Here is a 24,240-nt window from a genome sequence, read left to right as displayed (position 1 = left end):
AGCTGATACTGATACCGCCTGAAAAGCGGATGATATTAAAATGTAATCCTGATGAACACACAAGCAATAAAATTTAAGAACGTTGCCTGGGACAACGCAGGGGTACTATATTTCCCTCCCGGTTTCAGCGAAGGTGAAAAATACCCGGTTATCATATCCATGCATCCGATCGGCAGTTGTAAAGAACAGACTGCCGGAAATATTTATGGTGCTGCAATGGCCGCAGCCGGATTTTTGGTACTGGCATTTGACGCATCCTTCCAGGGAGAAAGCGGGGGCAGTCCCCGAAATATCGAAAACCCTCATCAACGTACGGATGATGTCCGGTATGCCATCGATTATCTGCTGACGCTCCCTTACGCAGATGCAGACAGGATAGGCATCCTGGGAGTATGCGGGGGCGGTGGCTATTCCCTGAACATCGCCATGACAGAACGGCGTATTAAGGCAGTAGTTTCAGTTACCGGTGTTAACTATGGCCGCCTGATGCGCGATGGGTTTCTGGGTAACAATCTGATATCGGCACTGGAGAATATTGCTGGTCAGCGAACAAACGAAGTGAAAGGAGGAGAGCTGTTAATGCTACATTATCTGCCGGCATCCGTAGAAGAAGTAAAAAAGGCCGGTATCACGGACACAGATGTTCTAGGAGCTACAGATTATTATAAAACATCCAGGGGAAATGCACCCGGAGCAGCCGTTGGCGCAGTGTATTCCCATCTGTCTGCGAGTATAGGATGGGATGCGTTCTATCTGTGCGAAACCTTGCTGACGCAGCCGCTGCTGATAATCATAGGTAACAGGACCGGAGGCTTCGGCGCCTACAGAGACGGGTATGAAATATACCGCCGCGCTGCTGCTACGAAAAAAGAACTGCTGGTGATAGAAGGATTCTCGCATTACGAACTTTATGACCACCCCGAAGCGGTTAAGCAGGCATTAAACAGGGCTATTCCTTTCTTTAAAGAAAATTTGTAACCCGCTGTTCTTTTTTTGCAGTTCCAAAAAATCCGGTGATTATCCCACGATCGCCGGACAAACAGCATCGCTCCTATTTCAACAACTCCTTTAACGGAGACGATAATCTGCAAAAGCAGTGATTCCATTTGGTCATTGACATCAATGCACCCTGGTTTTCTTTCACCGCTTTTGCAGATTATTATTACTTTCCCGGATCCTATACGCAGACTATAGATCTGCAAATAATTAATTTTCCTCTCTGGCCTTAAATCTGATAGGCAGGCTGTCCGGATAACGGGTAAAAATACCCACCTCTCCCGGATCGCCTCCATCAGCAAACTGAAACTCTTCCATATAATCCAGCACAAAATCGGATGCCACCTGCATTTCCATGATAGCCAGCTGTACGCCCAGGCATACATGCGGTCCCATTCCGAAAGTAGCCAGGTTGGTAATTCCGGTATAGGCCGTTTTAGTATCAAGTTCCTTACGCAGGATGTTAAATTCGTCCGGGTTCTTAAACCGGCGCCTATCACGATTGGCAGCACCCAGCATACATACTACCGTTGCATTCTCCGGTATTTCTCCACCGCTGACCTTTACCTTTTCATTCGTTGTTCTGAGTATCATGTGCGCCGGCGGCGAGTAGCGCAGCGATTCTGTTATAGCAGCATCCAGCAGGCTTCTGTCCTGCTTCAGCAATGCCAGCTGATCGGGGTGTAAGAGCAGGTTGCGGAACAGGCTTGCAATAGCCTTATCCGTTGTTTCCCCACCTCCGTGTAACAGCAGGGCGCAATATCCTACAATGCGTTCCTTGGACATTCTTTTGCCTTCCATTTGCGCACTGCACAAAACAGATATCAGATCATTGCCCGGATTCTCCGTGCGTTCATCCACGATATTGTCCACATAGTCCCGGAAAGCATCCATCGCAGCCTTTCCTTCCTGGATAACAGTTTCACTCCCGTTAATATTCTGCAGGAAGCGTGCGAAAGCATGATACCAGAACTGAAAAACCGGCAGGTCTTTTTCAGGCAATCCCAACATATCTATGATGACTCTCAGCGGAAGCAATGCCGTAAATTCCTTCCTCAGATCTATTACCTTCCGGCCTTTAAAGGCATCGAACAGGGAAGCCACATTTTTCCGGATCAGCGGTAAAGTCTGTTCCACCAGATCCTGCCTGTGGAAGTTGGAAGCAACTGTATTACGGTACTGGGTATGCTCCTTTCCTTCCATCTGCAGAATGGTTACCCCGTTCAGGGGCTCCACCTGCCAGGAATAGTTACGTGAAGAAAACACCGGATCTTTAAGCGCACGCTCTACATCTTCGTATGAACTGATGACATAACTGTTGGTAGGTTCGTGGAAAAAGAGCGGATATTGTTCATGCATCTCCTGATAGTAGCGATACGGATTATCCTGATAAGGTTTAGAGAAAAAATTGATATTGTGATTAACCATTGGAGAAGATTTTAAAGTTATAAGTAAAGTTTGAAAATTTAGTCATGACGTATATTCATCTGCCAGGAATAAAGCCTCATCAATGATAGCCAGCCCTTCATCTGCTTCCTCTTTTGTAATACATAGCGGCGGGGCAATGAAAAGAAAATTCCAGCGAAGGAAAGTACTCATGCCCAGTTCTTTCAGCTTATTGCCCAGTTGAATCATCACTTTCATCCCTTCAGGGTTTTCATCGTACGGAGCCATTGGTTCTTTCGTTTCCCGGTTCTTTACCAGCTCCAGGCAGCCCAATAATCCTGTAAACCTGATATCTCCTATGCAGGGATGATGCTGCTGCATTTCCTTAACGCGTTGTAAAATATAATTTCCCATCGCGGCAGCATTCTCAATGAGGTGGTCCTCTTCATAAATTTTCAACACTTCCAGCGCTGCCGCACAGGTTACCGGGTGCGCCACATTGGTAAGTCCCAGCGGGAAAAATTTATCATCAAAAAACGCTGCAATGGGTTCGCTGACAGTGATAGCACCCAGCGGAAGATAGGCGGAGGTAATGCCTTTAGAAGTAGCCATAATGTCGGGAACAACGCCATGCAATTCAGCCGCGAACCATTTGCCGGTTCTGCCAAAACCACTCAGCACTTCATCCACGATTAACAGGATATTATTTTTATTGCACAGCTCCCTTATTTTCAGCAGGTATCCGGGAGGATACTTGATACAGCCGGAAGCACCGCTTTCTCCCTCCATAATGATAGCAGCGATGTTCTGAGGGCCTTCAAATTCAATAATCCTTTCTACATGCGCTACGCATTGCTGCTGACAGCTACCTGCTTCTTGTCCGAAAGGGCAGCGATAACAATACGGATCTTCCACATGTACGAAGCCGGGCGCCTGGTGTGCGTCGTGCGCCAGCTTCGAAGAATCTCCGCCTACACTCATAGTCGCATAGGTAGCACCATGATAGGCACGGTAACGGCCAATGATTTTATATTTACCGGTATAGATCCGCGCCAGCTTGATAGCATTTTCAATAGCGCTGGCGCCACATACGGTGAACAGGGTTTTCTTCAGATTTCCCGGTGAGATGGCAGCCAGTTTCTTTCCCAGCTCCCCTCTGATGCGCGTCACCTGTTCCGGCACCACATAGGCCACCTCCTGCATTTGCTTTGCTACAGCTGCTGTCACCCGCTGCTGCCCATGCCCGATGTTCACGTTAAATAACCCGGACGAAAAATCTATGTAACGTTTCCCGTTATAATCATACAGGTAAACTCCCGATGCATGAGCTACCGTAACCGGCGTCCATCCTTTCTGGAAGTTCCACGGAAAAAATGTATAGTCGGAGTTATCCGCTATAATCTGCTGTATTTCTGATTTAATTACTTTTTCTTCCATAAAAGTTCATTTCATAAATAAATTTCCGGTTTGAATCAGCACCGGCGGTCCAGTAATTGATTGGTGAGATCAATAAGGCCAGCCTTCCGCTCAGCCGCAATACCAGTTATCATATCCAGGCAGTAAAAAGCCTTGGTGGTATATTCCGATGTTTTATCAGCAGCCCATGTATCTACCTTACAATTCCTGTATAGTTCCAAAACGGCAGATACTTTTTCGAACCCTTTTTTTGACATGGCATTCTTCAATGCATTTTTCTGTGCGGTACTGCCAGCCTCCCAGGCTTTAATAAGCAATGCCGTTTTTTTGTCTTCCAGAATATCGCCACCTGGCTGCTTACCGGTTTCTGAGGGTTCTCCAAATGCATCCAGGTAATCATCATATATCTGGAAGGCAATACCCAGGTTTTTTCCAAACTCGTATAAATAAGCCTGTTCCTGTGGATCCGCCCCGCCAATGGCAGCTCCTATTTTAACGCTGGTCGCCATCAGGGCAGCTGTTTTGAGCGTGATCATTTTCAGGTACTCCGCATAAGAAACATGCGCGAGATCTTTTTTTTCCAGGTCGAAGTCTATCTGCTGGCCTTCACACACCTCAGTTACAACTTTGGAGAATTGCATATGTATCTGATGTCTGTATTCTCCGCTGATATGATTGATGTGTGCAAAGGCCCTGGCTATAAAAACATCTCCGGTCAGTATCGCTGTCGGCAGGCTGTATTTGATGTGTATTGTTGGTCTTCCACGTCGCAGGGGGGCATGGTCTATAATATCATCATGTACCAGCGAAGAATTGTGGAATAAATCAAGGGCATACCCTGCATGGAAACTATCTTCCGTAACTTCTTCAAAAAGATCATTACCCAGCAGACATAAAACGGGTCTTATTTTTTTTCCTCCGCTTTCTAAAAAATAGCGGCTGGCATCATAGAGTCTACGTGGCTCTTCAGGATATTCAATACGGTTGCACCAGGAGAAATACCTGGCCGTTAAATCATTCAGGGAATTCATAACCTTTATTTTGGAGCTTTTAAATCCGGGTGGTGTCAACAAAAATCATCCGTAACTTCATGATACAACAAAAGGTGGCACAGAACTTCTGCTTTAAATAGGGTTCTCAGTGCAGCAATGAATACAAAAACTACTATTATCAATTATATTTTTACTACGTTAATCCATGCAACAACATCATAGTACATCCTTTTGTACATCCCAACCTGAGCTCCTTCAGCGGCAAATAAGCCGGGTCATTATAGCACTGCAGTGCCAGTTCTACCGATGGAAACCTAACAATCGCATTCATATGCCTTCCGTTACCTTCAATGGTAATTGCCTGAAAATCTATAGAAAGCACCTCTGCGCCATACTTAAGCATCAGTTCCATGGCTGGTGGTCCGTATTTTGCATATTCTTCCTCATCAAGAATATCATAGCTGGCGGTATAATAAGCTGCCATAAAAAAAATTTAAGTTAACAATGTCCAAAAATGTATTCGCTTCAACGAAAGCATAAAATATCTGCCTGACAGCTCATATGATAAGACAAACGCCCAACGTGGGCATCATCATCCATCCGTCTGCTGTTATAATTTCTCCCTGATTAATCTATCTAAAGGACATATATCCACCGGTATTTCATAGCCAGGCGGAGTATTCCTGGCAGGTGCTGTTTTAATAACCGGCGCAACGATCTGATCACTATATCTTATCAGCAGGTCTGGCAGCTAAAATGCTTCACCACGATTATATCTATCGGTAACATGGGAAATAGAACGCCTGTCTTCCAACACCAGGTATCATTCATTTTTACGCAGCAGAAATTAACAACATTACTGTCCCTGCACAGAATTGTTGTCATATCCTGTCTGTTCAACTAAGTATTCATCTTCCTTATCTGATCAAACCTTCGCTGATAAATCATATCAGTTCCCGGGGGAAAATATTTCCATCAACATGCGACTGTATTAGTTTCTCAGGATTTTCCCGGAATACGTTTCGGGCACCCGTATTATATCGCCTCCGGCAATGTCGTGTATTACTATTGACTCTTCTTTACAAGACCAAAGTTAAGAGATGAGGCTTAAAGTATACTATACTTTTAATATCCCGCTGATGCGCTTTAGTATCCCGTACAGCATTTTTCTTACAAAAACCAGCTCCTCCACCTAGCTTCCGGCATCAATCCAAACTCAACAACAAATACACCGCGCTCTTCTCTCCAGGCACACATCACCTCTCCCATAAATAAACAACAATACAATAGAACACTGTCCGCAGTTCATAAAAATTTGTAAGGAAGCCTTATTATTATCTTCCACACAATGCAGGAAATCCGGAAATTTATTGACCTTTTATTCTTACTGCTTACTCATTTCAGAATATTCGCAGATATTTGCCATATGCGATCTGCTATAACCGGCCGGCACACGTTCCCAAAACCCCTGCATTCTTCATAACGATTTTTAAAAACATTTCGTAATTAAAAAAAATAACCCGGAGTCTAAAAAAGGAAGTACAAAATCAACACATCAGTACGGCAAAAATATTCAGCTTAATACCTAATGGCTTTAACCAGAAACGAGATGAGGTGTTCCGGACACAGGATATTTTCCTGACTGGAATACAAAACCCCTCTCATCAGTCTCCACTGTCTTTTATCCTGCAACTGTATAACATCAATGCTTAACTGATGCCATCTTAGTATGGACATGCTGTTCTACCATTGTTACACTACAAACCTATTTAAATGTCTATTTCAATTTCAGACAGTGTAAAAACACTCAGAAAATATCGTCAGGAGGATATAGAAAGATTCAAATCAGACAGGTTTGTTATACCAGAGACCGACAAATGGGTAATCACATCAGAAAGCTCCCACATTCTTATTCAGGAAAAGACGGTCGGAGATTTCCAGCTGGTAATACTCTGCGGTAATACCAATGAAGACGTAGTATTTCAGTATTCATTTGAAACCGGAGGATTTCTATTCAGTTTCATGCCCCGGATTCCCGTCGCCACGGAGATCAATGAGCATAAGTATTCCATGCAGGGGAAAGGGAAATACAGCGTGGTATACTCCGCCGATGGCTGTGGCATCGGTAATTTCAGCAGGGAGACCCATATAATGGTTCAACTCTATATTAATATGAAGGCTCTCGTAGCGCTGAGGACCAGTTATCCCAGGATACCGGATTTTCTGTGCCAGGTATCTAAAGAAGGAGTTATCCGCAATGCAATGGGTGTTTACCCTATCGACACAGACCTGTGGGAATGTATACGGCGCATTATCACCTGTAAGTTCACTGGTCATTTAGCAGACAAATACCTGGACATCAGAATCTCCGAGTTGCTTTTTGACTTCAATAAACAACTCACAAATTTCCATGCTCATACAGAGACAGCAAATAGCATTAGTGATGTACAACTACTGTACGAGGTAATGCATTTCATTGATATACATCTCCAAAAACCGCTTCAGCTGGGCGATATCATGAAAGCGTATCACATCAGTGAATATAAGGCTAAAAAAATATTCATGGAAATAAACAAGACATTCACGGACTATCTGATAGAATCCAGGATGAAGAAAGCTATGAAGCTGCTGATACAGACCTCAGACAAAATAGCCGCTATTTCCAGGGATGTCGGATACAGCAGCGCATCGAAGTTCAGTCACGCTTTTCACAGATACTACGGGATATTTCCCAGAGAAGTACGCAGTAACCTTACCGGAAAGAATATGTAAAATAACTGACAGGAAAGTAACCGGTAAGCTGATGTGATACACTATTCAGGGAATTACAGATAACAACTGCGGTAATATTTCATGTAATATCAGCAAAAAATTTGTCGCTCATCAGCCGGAAGAGGAAGCGAATAGCTGATGGGGTATAATACAAAATTTCACTCAAAAAATACGGTAGCCTTACCGGTTACTTATTAAGGATTACATAACCAATACCTGAAGCGATTACCTATACCCTATATTTCAACATATCATACTCTCCTATTATAAAGGCCGATACAGATTTTATTCTTGGATGCTTGTTAAATGCAACCAAAGGAATAGTAATCCCTAAAAAATCCTGGATTCTATTCCGCAACTGTGTTAACATCAGAGAATCTATTCCCATATCCCTGAAAAGCACATTACTATCTATGGCGGAAGCGGGCTTTTTAATGATAAAGGACAGCAATTCCTTTATTTTTTCCTCTATAATATACCGGGCCTCTTCAACGGTTCCGCATGCACGTAGTTCGTTGATCCATTCCGCTTCGTTGCCATTGCCCTTGTTCTTCTTCTTAAGTAATACTTCAAATAAATTATCTTTCAGATAGGAAGGATTAAACAATATAAATTCATCCGGATTAAAACGCATAGGGATAACATCTGTTAGATTATTCCTCAGAATATGGCCAAATAACTTAAGAAAGGTATTTCGGGACACGCCACCTAATCCTTCCTTATTTAATCGCTTTCCTCTTACTTCATTTGCGGCTGCCATTCCAATCTCGGAAATAGATCCCCAATTTATGCAAATAACAGGCAACCCTTCTGCTTGCCTTATCCTGGAAAGTGCATCCAAAAAAATATTAGCTGCCACATAATTTCCCTGCCCGACCCCACCAAATACTGATGCAGCGGATGAGAAAAGCACAAAGTACCTCAAATCATCCTGTAATGTCAGTCTATGCAAAAACCAGGCGCCGTTAATCTTGGGGAGCATCGGAGCAATAAGCCTGGACTCATCCATTTCGGTCAGCATGCTGTCATCAACAACTCCTGCTGCATGAATAATTCCTTTAATCGGGGGTAATGTTGATCTTACTTTGTTCAGCATCTGTTCCACACTTTGATAGTTGCTGATGTCCCCTCTCATCATTACTATCTTACCACCATCCGCATTCATGGAAGCAACAAGAGCTGCAACGGCGGCTGATGGTTCATTACGTCCTGTTAATACAATATGAACAGCGCCATTCAATACCATCCACTGAGCTATCGTTATTCCAAGTGCTCCCATTCCGCCAGTCACTATATAGGTTTCATTCTCATTAAACAGAGCGTCATGGCGGGAAACAGAGAAATCAAGTTGGGTCATATCGAATACAATTTTACCTATATGATCTCCCTGAGCCATCAAAGTAAAACCTTCTTTTACATGAGATGCCCCGAAAACATTTTTAGGCAACGCCGGAAATCCTCCTGACCTTACTTCTTTTTCTACTGCAGCATTTACACTTTTTATCATCTTCATATCTGACGTACCCATAGTGTACATATCCAGAAAACTGTAAGCTATGCCCTTCCTGAATATTGACATATCTAATTTTGTGCTGTTATATACACTCATTTTCCCAATATCACAATAGCGTCCGCCACTTCGCAACAATTCAAGGTTCTTGACCAGCATTTCTCCCGGCTGTGCAGAAAGTATTGCATCAACGCCTTCATTATTTGTATACTCATTGGTTTGACACACAAATTCAAGTGACCGGGAATCCATTACATATTTAATACCGATTTCCCGCAAAAATTTTCTTTTCAGGTCATTTCCAGCTGTTGCATATATATCGGCGCCAATCGCCCGGGCGATATGAATAGCTGCCAACCCTACTCCTCCTGCAGCGTTATGTATCAATATACGTTCCCGTTTCTTTAATCCGAGGTTGATTACCAGGGCTGCATAGGCAGTAGTATAGGCTACAGGAATGGTAGCAGCATCCAGATAATCCATGCTATCCGGGATTTTCATCACCCATGCTGCCTGGGTGATGGTGTAATTACCCAATGCGTTGCTGCTAAAGTTGAACCCCATCACTTTATCACCCGGAACCAGATCAGTAACTCCTGCACCTACCTGGGTAACCTGCCCGGCAAACTCTATCCCAAGAAGAGTATTCTCATAATCTTGACCAGGATATATTCCAAGCGCTGATAATACATTCATGAAATTCAATCCATTCGATTTTATTTCAACTTCAATTTCATTTTCTCCGGGAGATACACGTGCGCAGGCTTTTGCATATATATCATCAATTAATCCGGGAGCGTCAGTTGTAAACCGAAAACGAACCTGAGAGGCAGGTATCAATTCCCTGTCAATTGCCCTGCTTTTGTAGTCGGATGCTGATATGGGCGTTAATCTTTGAACATATACTTCATTACCTCTGATTGCAAACGCCTTGTCTCCGTTTCCGCCAGCCAGGAGGCCGCAGAGCATTTTCGTTTCATTTCCATCTGGTGATAATGACAGATCAAATCGTGTACAATCATATTCCTGGAACTCATGAAATATTGTATGTGACAGTCCCCAAACGGGCGCACCAAACGGATTGATTTCCTTTTCACCGGGCAGAACAGACTGTGCGCCCTGCGTTATCACTACCAATCGGGGCTGAACAGAAGTTTGCCCCAGGACATGTACTATATTCAGGAGCCCAAGACACTTTTCAGCAACATACAATGATGGATTCGAATGGTCCATTTCCGGTGCTGCATCCAGATATATGACGCCTTTATGGATAATACCATTGTCCATTTCCAGGTGCTCTTTAAGAGACTTTTCGCTGGTTACCATTATAACACGATCTCCCAAAGCAGTCAGTTGAGATATTATTGCTGTAACCGGCTTATTCACCTCTTTCACCCATATAAACCAGGAATGCTTCTGTCTTTGCGCAGGAGATAGCATTTCCAGCTTCTCCCATTTTTTCGTATAAAGCAGCGGGGAAAGATCATCCTGTTGGGTTAAATCAAGATTCTTAACTGTTACATCCTCTATAACTGACAGCAGCTCTCCTTTATCATTATAAATTTCAATATTGACATGATGTTCTCCTTCCACGCCTGCGGGATTCTTTTTTCTTTCCGCCTTGACGAGAAGCACGGTTGTTATTTCAACTTTCTCAAAATGCACATATTTCTTTAACGATGTTACTACCAGACCTTCTCCGGTTGTATACTCATCCATTGCGGTGGCACAAATCACCTGAAGGCATGCATCCAGCAACACGGGATGGAAAATATAATCCCGGCTTGATCTTATTAATTGCTGCCCTGCTTCCACCCTGCCTGTTATAACATTTTCCGAAATAAAGATATCCGTAATCAGTCTGAACTTTTCACCATACTGGAGTCCGAATTTTCTTATTCTGTCATAGAATTCTTCCTTATAAATATGTTTTGCGGAACTTACATGCTCCGATAACATATTCCCATCCCGCGCGAGGCTTACTCCAGGAGAACCGGCTAACAACCCGATATATCCTTCTGCGCATAAAACCCAATCCTTTCGGTCTGCAGACACGGCATCATCCTCTCTGCAATAGAATCCGAACCTGATCTTTTCCTTGTTTACCACGGTAAAAACAAGCTGTATCGAAATAATGGCGTCTTCCAGTACCAATGTCTTCATGAAGTTAATCTCATCAAGGAAGTGCTGAGCCGAAGGGAAACTATTTTTAGCGGCACAAATAATATACTCTATATATGCAGCACCTGGAAATATTACAGTGTTGTTAACAATGTGCTCCGACAAATACGGGTATGAATACCGGCTAATTTCAGACTCCCAGAATACTTTATCCTCTTCTGCAGATACCAGATTCATCTGAATGCCTCCAAATGAATGAGAACCCGGCAATTGCCGGTAATTTATTCGTTTAGCCTTCTTTTCATCCATCCAGAAACTTTCATGTTGCCAGGGATAAGAAGGCAGCCGTACGTCTTCTATATCTCTTTTACTTTGCTGATATAAACCGGACCAGCTGACAGTGGCTCCGCTGGTATATGCCTGGCAAAAATGCTGCAACATTTCCGTCATCTCAGAACAGTCATGTCTCAGAGTTACTATGGCAGCAATACCCGGCTTAGCCAGATATTCAATATTTTGCTGAATCGAAGGTATTAATACAGGATGAGGACCTATTTCGATAAACAAATAGTCATCTTCTTCCAGAAGATGCTGCACTGCCTGGGAGAACAGAACCGGATTTCGAATATTATCATTCCAGTAATCAGCATTACACTCAGGTCCGTTTAAGAACTTGTCAGCCACGGTGGAATAAAACGGAATACACGCTTTTGAGGGACTAATTCCATTAAGCTGGGTTAACATATCTTCCTTCAGTGCATCCATTTGCGGACTATGTGAAGCAAAATCAACGTTAATAAGCCGGCTGAAAATATCCTGTTCAGTCAGGGAGGCCAGGATTTCTTCTACCGCGTCAATATCGCCGGATATGATAGTAGCCTTAGGGCTGTTAGAAGCTGCTATGGAAGCCCTGGTTTCATACCCGGACAAGATCTTCTCCGTCTCCATCCGGCTAAGCTCTATGAGCGCCATTGCACCTCGTCCGCATAACTTAAGCGCTAATGAACTACGCCGGCAGATAATGGCAACAGCATCTTTTAATGTTAATACCCCTCCGATGTAAGCCGCTGCTACTTCTCCCATGCTATGCCCCATTACTACATCCGGCTTAATCCCCCATGATTGCCATAAGCGAGCCAGCGATACTTCAATTGCAAACAAAACCGGCTGGATAATATTTAATTCCCCGAAGCGATTATTTGCTTCATCTTTATTTATTTCCTCCATCACCGACCAGCCGCCTTCCTCCAGTATAGCGCCATCACATTCCATCAATGCCTGCTTAAAAACGGCTGACTTTCCTATAAGCTCACGTCCCATCCCGATCCACTGTCCTCCCTGTCCCGGAAAAACAAATGCCACTTTCTTTCCCGTACTGCCAGTATTACTTATCAGCCCCCCTTGCAGATGATCTTGCAAAGATTCATACAATGATGCCGCATCTTTACCATATACACATAACCGGTGTGAAAGATCAGAACGACACAAAGCTGCTGCCGCTGCTATTTTTGGCACAGCGTACTCCTGATTACGTATCATCTGGCTATACTCTTCAGCAAGTAATTTAAGGGCCTGCCCGTCTCTTGCTGAAATAGGCAATAGTATAAAGGGATGCTCTTTTTCCTTTGTTTCCGGTAGTTCTTCCTCCAGCACCGGCGCCTCCATAACTATTACGTGAGCATTTGTTCCATTCAGGCCAAATGAGTTAATTCCGGCATATCTCTTCTTTTTACCTGGCAGCCAGTCAATGTTATTTGTTGGAATGGCTACAGGAATATTTTGCCATGGAATGGCACCGGATGGGTGATGAAAATGAAGATTTCCAGGAATGCAATTATGCTGCAGCGCCAGCACCGCCTTAATAAGCCCTGCCATTCCGGATGCGCCTTCTGTATGACCAATATTGGTTTTGGCAGATCCCACCCATAATTTTTCCGGTCTTGTACGATCACGAAAAGCGAGTCCTATGCCCTCCATTTCCAGGGGATCTCCTACTGATGTTCCTGTGCCATGTGCTTCAATATAGTCAATATCATCGGCGCAGATTCCGGCCTGGCCCATCGCCTTCAGAATCGCTTTTCCCTGAGCAACTGCGTTGGGAATAGTAAATCCAGGCCCGGGACCATCACAGGTAATTGCGGAACCGACGATAACAGCCTGAATTTTATCGCCATCCATTATAGCGTCTTCGTAGCGTTTCAAGATTACAACACCAGCTCCTTCTGATCTTACAAAGCCATTAGCTGCCTGATCAAATGCTTTACACCTGCAATCAGGTGACAAGGCTCCCATCTCACAAAACTCCAAATGACCTTCAGGAGAAAGGATAAGATTAATACTTCCTGCTATAGCCATATTGCATGCACCAGAGCGTAAATCACTACAAGCCAGATTAACAGCAACCAGGGAGGAAGCACATGCGGTATCAACTACAATACTCGGCCCCTGCAGGCCATATGCATAAGATATACGTCCGCTACCAGCTGAACGCATATTACCTGTCAGCGCATAGCTGCTATTGTTATTCACCATCGCATAATAATCAGCTGATTGAAAACCAATATACACGCCGGTAGCGCTATTCACCAACGATTCTATCTTGATATTGCTGTTCTCAAGGGCTTCATAACTTAATTCCAGCAGGACACGATATTGAGGATCCATAGACTCTGCCTCAACACGGGTAATACGAAAAAAAGAGGCATCAAAGAGATCTATATTCTTCAGAAATCCACCTTCCCTTGTATACATTTTACCTGGTATCTCACTATCTTCATTGTAGTACTGATCGACATTCCATCTTTCAGCAGGTATAGCATCAATAACGTCTATATTACCGTGAAGTATTTCCCAATATTTCTCGAGGGTATCAGCCCCGCCGGGAAAGCGGCAACTCATGCCAATGACAGCAATTGAATTTGAATGAATACTGACTTTGCTTTGCATAATCAAAAAATTCAGAAGATCCAGCGAGATAAATTCCATATTTATCGCCAGGATATTTCTATCTCAACACTTACCAAAATAATACATGCAATGCGATGATTAGCATTTCCAACTTACACCTGACCTTAATTGACCCTGCCAGGCAGCAGCGTCTGCTTCACCGACGATAGTTACCTGATATCCTGTCTTCCTCTATCCCCGGAAAAAATTGCCTGCGGATCAATTGCCGGCATTACCCTCCTTTCTTCAGCACAAATGCGCCTGCACAGGTAACATGTTTCTGTTCGTTTCTACCAGGATAAGTGCAGAAATACCAGCGCGGTAAATAAATACTCACCACAAATTTATTAACATCATCTGAATCCGGACTATCTTTCGATGTCCCCGCCAGTTGTTTCTGTAGCCCAGTCGGGTGACAATAAACCACTGCCGCCCACATGCGGATAATCGCTTCATACTTCAACAGCATTCCGGCTATCTGTATCATAGCTAAGGCCACCCTGATAAAAGGAATTGAACTTTTTACTTACCCACAGCAGGTCGATTTTCACCAGTGAAATAAATAGGACGCATCACCCACAGGTGACTATGAGAATAATTTGATTCCCGGCAATACTGCCAGCCTGTACTCAAACAAAGGGAAGGGGGTGTTATCGTAAAAGCTCTTACAGGGGTCCGGGAATAACAGCAGCAATCTTCTATAACGCAAGGCAACCGGATTTACTTCCTGCACAGATGGGCAGCCCCATCTGCAAGACAAGCATATGGGTTAAATCCACTCAGTTCGATGGCACTTGATACCACTCCATGAAACGCACGCCTGATAGCCCGCCCATTTTCATAGCTGAGCTGGTATGTTTCCCTTAAGGCCTTGTCTATATCAACAAACAAACTTTCACTGGTATCACTACATACTTCCCCTGTCCCTATGATGGTATGAATCCATATCCTTCCAATCAGGTTACGCAGACTAAACAGAAGCGGTGAATTCTCCTGCATAAATTTTGAAACAGCAGCATCGAATAAATCACACCACTTACTCCATAATTCTCTCAGCTGCTCAAGATCATCATCAATGGCAAAACACGCTATCAAAACAGTTGTTGCCATGTGATTACATAGTAAATGGACTTCTTCATCGCGGACTTCTTCCGGCAAAGTCCTGCGCACAACCCGCTGCACCAGTTCCGGAATATCTACAAAGGTCTTTGTCCACAAAGGCTTCCACCCATCTGTATGCAGTATATCCCCCGGCAGTGTTTTACACATTATATGTCTTTCCCCGGGCTTACCAAATGCAAAGGCATTCATCAGTGTAGGATTCCCTTTTACCAGGTTATTAAGCTGTGATCGAAGATTATACCGGGGAACAAGTGCAAACCAGAGGCAGGAACCCATCGCTATTTCTGCCGCTTCAACATGCCCCTCCGCACCGCAGTCACACGTAAGGGCCTCATCAATGATAGCTGAAAGCGCTCCTGCATATCCTGAAGTAGCTTCATGTCCGCCTACAAGCATTGCTATGAGTAATTCGTTTGTACCATCTCCCTGGGTTGCATCTGGCAGCAGGTCAACAATTTCATTATACCTGATGCTACTGTCGATAGCTCTCCTTATTTTGCCGCATTTTTTAGTGCCTTTGAAAACGCCGGAGCTTTCAGTAAGGTGATAATAACCATCTGACCCCATAGCAGATCTGTAATAGGGAGACATCGCGGCATCCCACCACCTCATCGTAATAAATTCCCTGGGGGTCACAACTCCCCCATAAGCGGAAATGATATCCTGTAATTCACCGGGGCTCATTCCAGCAATTCTCCTATTTACTGCGTCTCTAACCTGTATGAATCCGCTACATAATATGGCATCCCGTGTAGCCACACTGGCAGCGGGTCCTTCAAGGCAAGACAGGCCTTCATTCATTGCTTCCATATAAGGCTTCATATCGCTTGTACCCGGATCATCAGAAGCCCTGTAGTAGTCGCTTGCTATGGTTAGGCACATCATAGACCCGCCAAGGTCATGTATACGAACATCCCGGATGCGAATAAACACCCATACATAAGAACTGGCAGAGAAATCTCTCAACATCATGGGTATTGCGGCTTCCAGGTTCCCGGAACACTGTATCTGATACGCAGGCCAGAGACGTTTTATTTCGTCCCCCTTCCTGGGTATTGCAGTTCCGGCTTCCTTCAACCACTCGCCCACCTTCGTTTTCTCAACAATAACAGTCGCTGATGTTAATAGCGCAATTTTAGTTAAAGGACTTGATTCAAATAACTTAAGCATATCTTCTGAGAAAACAGCATTCAGAGCGAGCCGGCTTCTCTCCCAACCAGTCTCATTCGTTGCGATTCTTGCTGATTCATAAGGAAGATAGCCAGGGGTACTCCTGATTTGTGTGTAAGGCTCATCGTTACCTGGTCCCGGATTATTTCTTCCTTTCACAAAAGATGGCAGGTAAAGCCCCCCGACATCATTCTCATCTATCTTCCCACACGCTTGAATAGACCAGACATCGGGCTCAAACTTTATAATATATTCTCTGAAATCTGTAGATAGATTATCTTTTGGGTTATCGATCGGGAGTAACATATCAATTTAATTTAACAAAGAGCATATTTACAACAAGCTAATGTTCACCATTGGGTTTTGAGTTGAAGAATAGTGGTTAACGTTCGAGGATAATTAATCCCCCCTCATTTGGTGTTTACACTTTAAATTAGGAAAAACTGCTGCAACGTGCACACACTCAATGGTTTTTCCAAACAAAGCCTGAATGCGGCTCAGAAAAAACAGAATTTTCCTTTAGCTGGTTATATAAAAAAATTAACGAAACAGGTGAATTCTTGTCTTCCTTCGCATTTAACTTTTTCCCAATATTCATACACAGAACAATTTGTAAAGTGTAACAATAGTACAAACGCCATACCTCATCTGGCCATAATTTACAAGGCATTTGAAAGCGCTAAAAAGTGGTTGAAAAATGAATAAAAAACTTTTCTTACAGCATGGAGTGCCACAATAAAAAACTAACTGAAGAACGTCAATACCGGCGCTGTTTGAGATGAAATGAGAGTGAAATCAGGTGTCATTTCGGATGTCATTTAAGTATCGAAATCTGCGGGAAAAAGCGGGAAAGACTGGTACAAATCGATAATAATCTTAAAAAGAAAAGGGTGGCAGATTTATAATCTGCCACCCTTTTTCCATTACAAGAAATCCCTCTAATGGTTTTGATATTAAAAAACTCAGGAACTTATTTTCTGATAATTCAACCGCTTAAATATAAAGTTGAAAATCTTCTTTGTAATAAGTTCGTAGTGCCCAGAACAGGAATCGAACCTGCACTCCCTTTCGAAAACAAGATTTTGAGTCTAGCGCGTCTACCAATTCCGCCATCTGGGCAATCTTTAAAGAACTATCCGTGTCATTTACGGGATGCGAAGGTATATAATCTTTTTTAATCTTACAAAATTTCTCCCCGAAAAATTTTCCCAACATTTTACTGCATCAAAATTTACAGTAAATTCAGAGATGGAAAACAGCTTATTCATCGGACTTATCCGCGAGGAAAAACTGCCGCACGATAACCGTGTCGCCTTCTCTCCCAGGCAGTGCCAGTGGATCACGGAACACTACCCCCAGGTGCAGATAGCGGTACAACCCTCTCCCCATCGCTGTTTCAGAGATGAGGAATATCGTAAGGCCGGCATCACCCTGCAGGAAGACCTCTCCCACTGCCAGCTGCTGCTGGGTATTAAAGAGGTGCCTGCCAACCGCCTGATACCAGACAAAACCTACCTGTTCTTCAGCCATACCAAAAAGAAACAACCCCATAACCGGGATATGCTCCGCACTATCCTGAAAAAAAATATTACGCTGGTGGATTATGAATGCCTGGTACATCCCGACGGACAAAGGATCCTGGGCTTCGGCTTCTTCGCCGGCATAGTAGGCGCGCATAACGGGTTACTGGCATTCGGTAAAAAAACCGGCAGCTATACTTTCAAGCCTGTACATACCTGCCACGATTTCCAGGAACTCATCTCCCAGTATTTCGGCGTGAAACTTCCTCCCATGAAAATCGTCGTAACCGGTTCCGGCCGTGTAGCCGCCGGCGTGCTGGAAATCATGGGACTGCTTGGCATCAAATATTTACCGCCGGAAGAATACCTGGTCAACCAATACGCATACCCGGTGTATACGCAACTGAAAGCCGGTGAGCTGTACCTGCGCCGTGAGGATAAAACCTACAGCCGGTCCGACTTCCACGCCCATCCCGAAAATTATGAATGCCGCTTTCTGCCTTATGTCACCGTCAGCGATATACTCATGAACGGCATCTACTGGGACCATAACATTGCGCCCCTCTTCTCGCCGGATGATCTCCGGAAAGAAAATTTCCGCATCCGCGTCATCGCAGATATTACAGATGATACCCACGGCTCCGTGCCCTGCAACCTGGGCGACAGCACCATCGATAATCCCGTTTACGGCGTGGTAAAGGATACCATGACACAAACAACGCCCTATCTCCCCGATACAGTGGATATGATGTGCGTCAGCAATCTGCCCAACGAACTGCCCCGCGATGCGTCACAGTACTTCGGCGACCAGCTGATGAAATATGTGTTTGAAGAATTAATGAAGCCGGACAGCCCCATGATAGAAAACGCTACCATCGCGGCACGCGGCGCACTTACACCCAATTATGCCTACCTGGAAGATTATGTACAGGGATGATTTTTTTTCGGGAGATGCGACCGCCATACTACTCCTGCTGAACAAACAGGAACGCATATACGCTGTTATAAATAGAGGTAATACGGCTGTAACAGGTCTGCAAACGCAGATGTATACACGTTGTTTTCGTTGTATATCGCCAGCTCGCCGGTTTGCAGAGCTCCGGCTGTTCTGTTGAAAATACCCACCGTCCGGAAATAGCCATGGTTCACACTTTGCCGCACCTGCAACACCCTCGCCGGATGAAAACCTGCACCCGCAGCCAGCTGCTCAAATTCCTTAAACTGCACCGCCGGCAATAATACAGAGAACTCCCCCTGTGGCAGCAGTAACCTGTCTATCGCCTGCAGCAGCTCCCTGTATCCCAGGCTGGTGGCATGCATAGCCTGATCCTTCTGCGCATGCCCGCTTTTCAGCGCGGATTCATAAAACGGCGGGTTGGTAATGATAAAATCGTATGCAGCCGGCCCATCCATTTTTCGTACATCCTGCTCCGTTAGTAACAGGCGGTCCGCCCACGGGGATGAACTGAAATTAGCAGCGGCCTGCCCGGCTGCCGCGGTATCCAGCTCCACGGCCGTAATAACCGCCGGTACCTGCTGCGCCAGCATCAGGCTCAGCAGGCCGGTGCCGGCGCCTATATCCAGTATAGCCGGCGCCGTTATATCGCTGCCGTTCAGGTACCGCGCTGTATAAGCACCCTGTATACACGCATCTGTACACACTTTCATGGCACAATGCGCCTGATCAACGGTAAATTGCTTGAATTGAAAAAATGTATTCGCCATTATCGCTTTTGCTCCATCACAATTGATAAATCCGGCATACGCAGATGACGATGCACAGAAACCGGCTTCGCATCCCGCACAGATATTACCTGTACCTTACTGCTGCCAGGCAACTGCACCGGCAGTGTCTGTGTATACAGCTCCTGTGGCACATTCCGGCTGATGCCCCATACGCCCTGCTTCGCAAAGCGGCTGTAAAACTTCACCACCAGCTGATTGCGCCCCTCTCTGAAAGGTAACAGCAACACTTCCTGCTGCTCCCCGCCACGCTCAGGATTATTATGCACTATCTGCTCTTCACCGTTCAGATACACGGCAATACCATCACCGCTGGTAAATCCTACGAGGTAATTACCCGCTGCGGGCGCAGTGATCTCCTGCAATATATACCAGCCCAGGTTCCTGTCGCCGGGAACGGTGTAGATGCTGTCATTCCTTTTATCTGCCTGTAAGGTCCAGCCCTCGCCCTTCTTAGTCCACGGTGCTGCCGGATTGATGTCTTTCATATTGCCGTGAACCCCGTCTATTCCTGACCAGAACGGACCGGCATAATACATCGGGCCCCATTGCAGACGCTCCGGATGATTGTTCAGTGGCTGCTTTGCAGCGCCGTCCAGCAACACCTGCTGCGATACGCCGTTGAGCGTAAACTGCAGCGTGCGGCCCTTTTCTGCGGCGCTGTACTGTAAACGCAGCGTGGCTGGCCTGCTGCTGGTGAAAGACCAGCTGCTGCCCACCTGGCTGCGGTAATAACTATCATAGTCTACTCCTGAAAAACTATACTGCGGTGTGGCATTCTCCCTGTTTAATACGGCAGGCTGCTGCAACAGATGCTGCGGCGTAATCTGCACCCCGTCTTTACAGGTCAGCGCCAGCACTTTTATCTCCTTATCGCCGGAACGCCATCCTGCAGGCAGTTGCAGCATGGTAACCCCATCCTTCACACTGATACGGCAGGCTACCTTTTTGTTATCTTCCAGTAAGGTTACCTGGCTGATGTTGCTGGTCAGTCCGGGTAAACGAATGATGCCGTCTGCCGGATACTTCAGCAGATGCAGATACAGTTTACCTGCTTTGGCGGTCACCTCGCCCCAGGGGAAAGTGGTATCAAAAGGATTGGCCTGCGCACTGTAAATGGCTTCCCCGTTACGTTGCAGCCAGCGGCCGTTCATCAGCAGTACTTCTTTTTCGAAATCCACTACCGAACCATCGCCGCGGGGACCTATATTCAGCAGGTAGTTACCTCCCCTGCTCACAACTTTAATCAGCCCCTCCAGCTTCTCATGCGCCTTATCTGCCGCCGGACCATGCTGTTGCCAGGAGCGGTATCCCCACGTTTCATCATATACGGAGGCCGGCGTCTGCCAGGGAGCAGCTATCTTATAGTCCGGATACTGATTATCACCCATCACGCAGAAGTCGCCGGCATCATTACCTAAACGCCCGCTCACCATACATCCTGGCTGCAGCCGGTGTACCAGGTCCGCCAGCTCGCGGCTCTGTACGGCCGTGAGAGAGCCCATATCAAACCATATCTCTGAAACCGGACCGTAGTTGGTCATCAGTTCTGTTACCTGTTGCTTATTGAAGAGATGATGCTCCGGTGTAACCGGATCACTGTTACTGCTGGAGATAGGATACGCCTGCGGAAAGTGCCAGTCTATCAGCGAAAAGTACATCCCGAATTTCAGCCCGTGCCGCGCACAGGCGTCAGACAGCTCTTTCAGCACATCGCGTTTGAATGGCGTGGCATCTACCACATTATAATCCGTATAGGCTGAATGAAACATGCAGAAACCGTCATGATGCTTGGATGTCATCACTACAGATTTCATGCCCGCCGCCTTTGCCAGCAGCACGATGGAATCTGCATTCCAGTATTCCGGATGAAAACGCCTGGCTACATCGCCATATATATCACTGTAAATACCGGCGTGAGATTGTATCTGTTCACTGTAGCCCCTGGTTACAGGCTTGCCTTCCCATACGCCGCCCAACGTGGAATAGATGGCGCCCCAGTGGATAAACATGGAATACTTCTGGTCTTTCCAGCTCCCCTCCTGCGCTTGTACCGCACCTGCCATCAATACCGACCCCAGTAATAAAATAAATATCTTCTTCATAAATATAAATATACGCGTTGGCTGATAATTCCGTATAGGCATCTGCGTTAGAAAGCTGCTCTGGCGGTAGGCACGGCATCCAGGGATGCAAATTCACCTGCCAGGTATTTGTAGTAGGCCGTAATAGCTATCATACCTGCATTATCGGTACAGTATTCAAATTTAGGAATGAACGTACGCCATCCATGCTTTTCCCCGTACTCCTGCAGCGCCTGGCGCAGGCCGCTGTTGGCGCTCACGCCCCCGGCAATGGCTATATCCTTTACACCTGTCTCCTGCGATGCCTTCAGCACTTTATTCAGCAGAATGGTGATGATACGCTGCTGAATAGAAGCACAGATATCTGCCAGGTTACTGGTAATAAAGGAAGGATCTTTCTGCTGGTTTTCCTGCAGGAAATACAGGATCGCCGTTTTCAGTCCGCTGAAACTGAAGTTCAGCTCAGGGATCCTCGGCTCCGGAAATTTAAAACGGGCAGGATTCCCTTCTTTTGCATATTTATCTATCAGTGGTCCGCCGGGATAAGGCAAACCGAGTATTTTGGCGCTCTTATCAAAAGCCTCTCCGGCAGCGTCGTCCAGCGTTTCGCCGATAACGCGCATCTGCAGCGGGCTTTCACACAATACAATCTGGGTATGCCCGCCGGAAACCGTCAGGCAAAGAAAAGGAAACGATGGTTTGGGATCATCAATGAAATTAGCCAGCACGTGTGCCTGCATATGATGCACGCCTATCAGGGGTATATCCAGCGCCATCGCCATGGATTTGGCAAAACAGCTCCCTACCAGCAAAGATCCGATGAGGCCGGGCGATTGTGTAAACGCAATAGCGCTCAGCTCTTCCGGTTTCACACCGGCTGTTTGCAATGCAATATCCACTACCGGTACAATGTTCTCCTGGTGCGCCCTGGAAGCCAGTTCCGGAATAACGCCCCCATACTGTTCATGTACCTGCTGATTCGCGATCCTGTTGGATAATATCTTCCCGTCTACCAGTACCGCTGCTCCTGTGTCGTCACAGGATGATTCTATGGCTAATATTTTAACAGACATAAGCTGCAAAAATAAACAAAAAAGGCGGGAATCCTCCCGCCTCTCCTGGTGTATACTTACTACCCTTTATTACTTGTTTAATTGCTGCGGATGGCCACCACCGGGTCCAGCTTACTGGCCGAATACGCCGGGATGAAACCTGACAGTATCCCCACTACAGCCGATATACATACCCCCAGCATGACATTCCCCAGCGTCATCGTCATGTTAAAGGCGCCGGAAGCACTGATCAGCAGCGTAACCAGGTATACCAGTATCAATCCGAACAAACCGCCGATAAGGCTCAGGATCACGGCTTCTATCAGGAATTCTATCAATATGATATGCCGGCGCGCGCCTATGGCCTTTTTCAGCCCTATGATCGCTGTTCTTTCCTTTACGGTAACAAACATGATATTGGCAATACCAAATGCGCCTACTATCAACGCAAAACCTGCAATGAAACCACCGCCCATATTGATAGCGCCGAAAATGGAGTTCAGGCTTTCGCTGGCAGAACTGATTTCATTCAGTGCAAAGTCATCCTCTTCTTTGGGCCTCAGCCGGTGCGCTGCCCGCAAAACGCCGCGCAGCTCATCTTTCAGCTGATCCAGCGACACATTGGATTTCTTCTTTACCAGGATATACGGATCTGCAAACCGGCGTTCATCCACCACGGTACGGGCAAAACGATAAGGCAGGATAATGGCGTTATCATAACTCGGCCCGCCTATCATACTCTCCCCCTTCTTTTTAAGTACCCCTACCACTTTCACGTCGCGGCCGGCAACACGCACGATCTTTCCCAGCGACCGCTCCGGACTGCTGAAAAGCCCGTCCCAGATATTGGCGCCCAGGATAGCCACATTATCGCCGCTGTTGCTTTCATTATTGGCAAAGAAACGCCCCTGCACAATATTCAGCTGTTGTATCTGGTCATAATCATTACCCACCGCCATCATCATCACCCCATCCATATAATCATCCCCATACTCTACCTTCTTCCCGCTCGCTTCAAAGTTAAAAGAGGAAAATGCCGCACTCTGCACTTTCTCCCGCACAATTTTAAAATCCTTGTACTCCGGCTCCGGACGATTCATATATTTCCACCAGGGATATTCACTGTTACCTCCCCAGGGCCATTTCTGCACATAAATCACATCATCCCCCAGCTCTGCCAGGTCTCTTCTGATATTTCTTTCCAGGCTGTCAGTCAGCGTATATACGGCTATTATACAGAATATGCCAATCGTAATCCCCAATAACGATAAAAAAGTGCGCAACTTATTGACGCGCAGCTCCTGTACGGCCATTTTGAGGCTACTCCATAATACTTTAAGGGTTGCTATCATATTTCAAATTTAGCGGATTTATGATGACTTCCGACGCCAATAAACACGAAATATAGCC

General features: G+C 45.7%; 14 protein-coding genes and 1 tRNA gene. 3 read left to right on the top strand and 12 right to left on the bottom strand.

The window, feature by feature from the left end; all coding sequences use genetic code 11:
• Positions 1-51 precede the first annotated feature (51 nt).
• The gene (locus GWG06_RS00290; protein ID WP_160710739.1) at positions 52-978 is read left to right on the top strand and encodes an alpha/beta hydrolase; all 927 of its coding nucleotides are present in this window, start codon (positions 52-54) and stop codon (positions 976-978) included.
• A 228-nt stretch (positions 979-1,206) separates the two neighbouring features.
• On the opposite strand, the gene GWG06_RS00285 is transcribed toward GWG06_RS00290, so the two are convergent.
• The 4 genes from GWG06_RS00285 to GWG06_RS00270 form a co-directional block, all read right to left on the bottom strand.
• On the bottom strand, positions 1,207-2,424 hold the full coding sequence (locus GWG06_RS00285) for a cytochrome P450 (RefSeq protein ID WP_160710738.1): 1,218 nt from the start codon (positions 2,422-2,424) through the stop codon (positions 1,207-1,209).
• Positions 2,425-2,466: 42 nt separating this feature from the next.
• Positions 2,467-3,819 (bottom strand): aminotransferase class III-fold pyridoxal phosphate-dependent enzyme, encoded by a 1,353-nt coding sequence (locus GWG06_RS00280; protein ID WP_160710737.1) that lies wholly within the window; start codon positions 3,817-3,819, stop codon positions 2,467-2,469.
• Positions 3,820-3,854: 35 nt separating this feature from the next.
• The gene (locus tag GWG06_RS00275; protein ID WP_160710736.1) at positions 3,855-4,829 is read right to left on the bottom strand and encodes a polyprenyl synthetase family protein; all 975 of its coding nucleotides are present in this window, start codon (positions 4,827-4,829) and stop codon (positions 3,855-3,857) included.
• 154 nt (positions 4,830-4,983) lie between these two features.
• Positions 4,984-5,274 (bottom strand): DUF1330 domain-containing protein, encoded by a 291-nt coding sequence (locus GWG06_RS00270; RefSeq protein WP_160710735.1) that lies wholly within the window; start codon positions 5,272-5,274, stop codon positions 4,984-4,986.
• 1,289 nt (positions 5,275-6,563) lie between these two features.
• On the opposite strand from GWG06_RS00270, the gene GWG06_RS00265 reads away from it, so the two are divergent.
• Positions 6,564-7,562 carry a helix-turn-helix transcriptional regulator gene (locus tag GWG06_RS00265; protein WP_160710734.1) on the top strand — a complete coding sequence of 333 codons (999 nt, stop codon included), beginning with the start codon at positions 6,564-6,566 and terminating at the stop codon, positions 7,560-7,562.
• Between the two features lie 229 nt (positions 7,563-7,791).
• Here the strand turns inward: GWG06_RS00265 and GWG06_RS00260 are convergent, their stop codons facing one another.
• From GWG06_RS00260 to GWG06_RS00245, 4 genes are all read right to left on the bottom strand, one after another.
• Positions 7,792-14,178, bottom strand: coding sequence for a type I polyketide synthase (locus GWG06_RS00260; protein ID WP_160710733.1), 6,387 nt, complete (start codon positions 14,176-14,178; stop codon positions 7,792-7,794).
• Positions 14,179-14,371: 193 nt separating this feature from the next.
• A complete protein-coding gene (locus GWG06_RS00255; protein WP_160710732.1) occupies positions 14,372-14,626 on the bottom strand; it encodes a hypothetical protein in 255 nt (84 codons plus the stop codon).
• 233 nt (positions 14,627-14,859) lie between these two features.
• Positions 14,860-16,737: a hypothetical protein gene (locus GWG06_RS00250; RefSeq protein WP_160710731.1), complete on the bottom strand. Its 1,878-nt coding sequence runs from the start codon at positions 16,735-16,737 to the stop codon at positions 14,860-14,862.
• A 729-nt stretch (positions 16,738-17,466) separates the two neighbouring features.
• Positions 17,467-17,550 (bottom strand) — tRNA-Leu (locus tag GWG06_RS00245).
• A gap of 129 nt (positions 17,551-17,679) precedes the next feature.
• On the opposite strand from GWG06_RS00245, the gene GWG06_RS00240 reads away from it, so the two are divergent.
• The gene (locus GWG06_RS00240; protein WP_160710730.1) at positions 17,680-18,888 is read left to right on the top strand and encodes an NAD(P)-dependent oxidoreductase; all 1,209 of its coding nucleotides are present in this window, start codon (positions 17,680-17,682) and stop codon (positions 18,886-18,888) included.
• 65 nt (positions 18,889-18,953) lie between these two features.
• Here GWG06_RS00240 and GWG06_RS00235 read toward each other — a convergent pair whose 3' ends face one another.
• The 4 genes from GWG06_RS00235 to GWG06_RS00220 form a co-directional block, all read right to left on the bottom strand.
• Positions 18,954-19,619 carry a tRNA1(Val) (adenine(37)-N6)-methyltransferase gene (locus GWG06_RS00235; protein WP_160710729.1) on the bottom strand — a complete coding sequence of 222 codons (666 nt, stop codon included), beginning with the start codon at positions 19,617-19,619 and terminating at the stop codon, positions 18,954-18,956.
• 56 nt (positions 19,620-19,675) lie between these two features.
• Positions 19,676-21,799 (bottom strand): alpha-L-fucosidase, encoded by a 2,124-nt coding sequence (locus tag GWG06_RS00230; RefSeq protein WP_160710728.1) that lies wholly within the window; start codon positions 21,797-21,799, stop codon positions 19,676-19,678.
• 47 nt (positions 21,800-21,846) lie between these two features.
• The gene (tsaD, locus tag GWG06_RS00225) at positions 21,847-22,851 is read right to left on the bottom strand and encodes a tRNA (adenosine(37)-N6)-threonylcarbamoyltransferase complex transferase subunit TsaD (protein WP_160710727.1); all 1,005 of its coding nucleotides are present in this window, start codon (positions 22,849-22,851) and stop codon (positions 21,847-21,849) included.
• A gap of 77 nt (positions 22,852-22,928) precedes the next feature.
• Complete coding sequence (locus GWG06_RS00220) at positions 22,929-24,182, bottom strand: ABC transporter permease (protein WP_127035638.1); 1,254 nt, start codon at positions 24,180-24,182, stop codon at positions 22,929-22,931.
• Positions 24,183-24,240: the final 58 nt, after the last annotated feature.

The sequence above is a fragment of the Chitinophaga solisilvae genome (assembly GCF_009928525.1).
GTDB lineage: Bacteria > Bacteroidota > Bacteroidia > Chitinophagales > Chitinophagaceae > Chitinophaga > Chitinophaga solisilvae.
The sequence above is the reverse complement of the archived record's forward strand: the minus strand, read 5'-3'. Positions and strand labels throughout refer to the sequence as shown.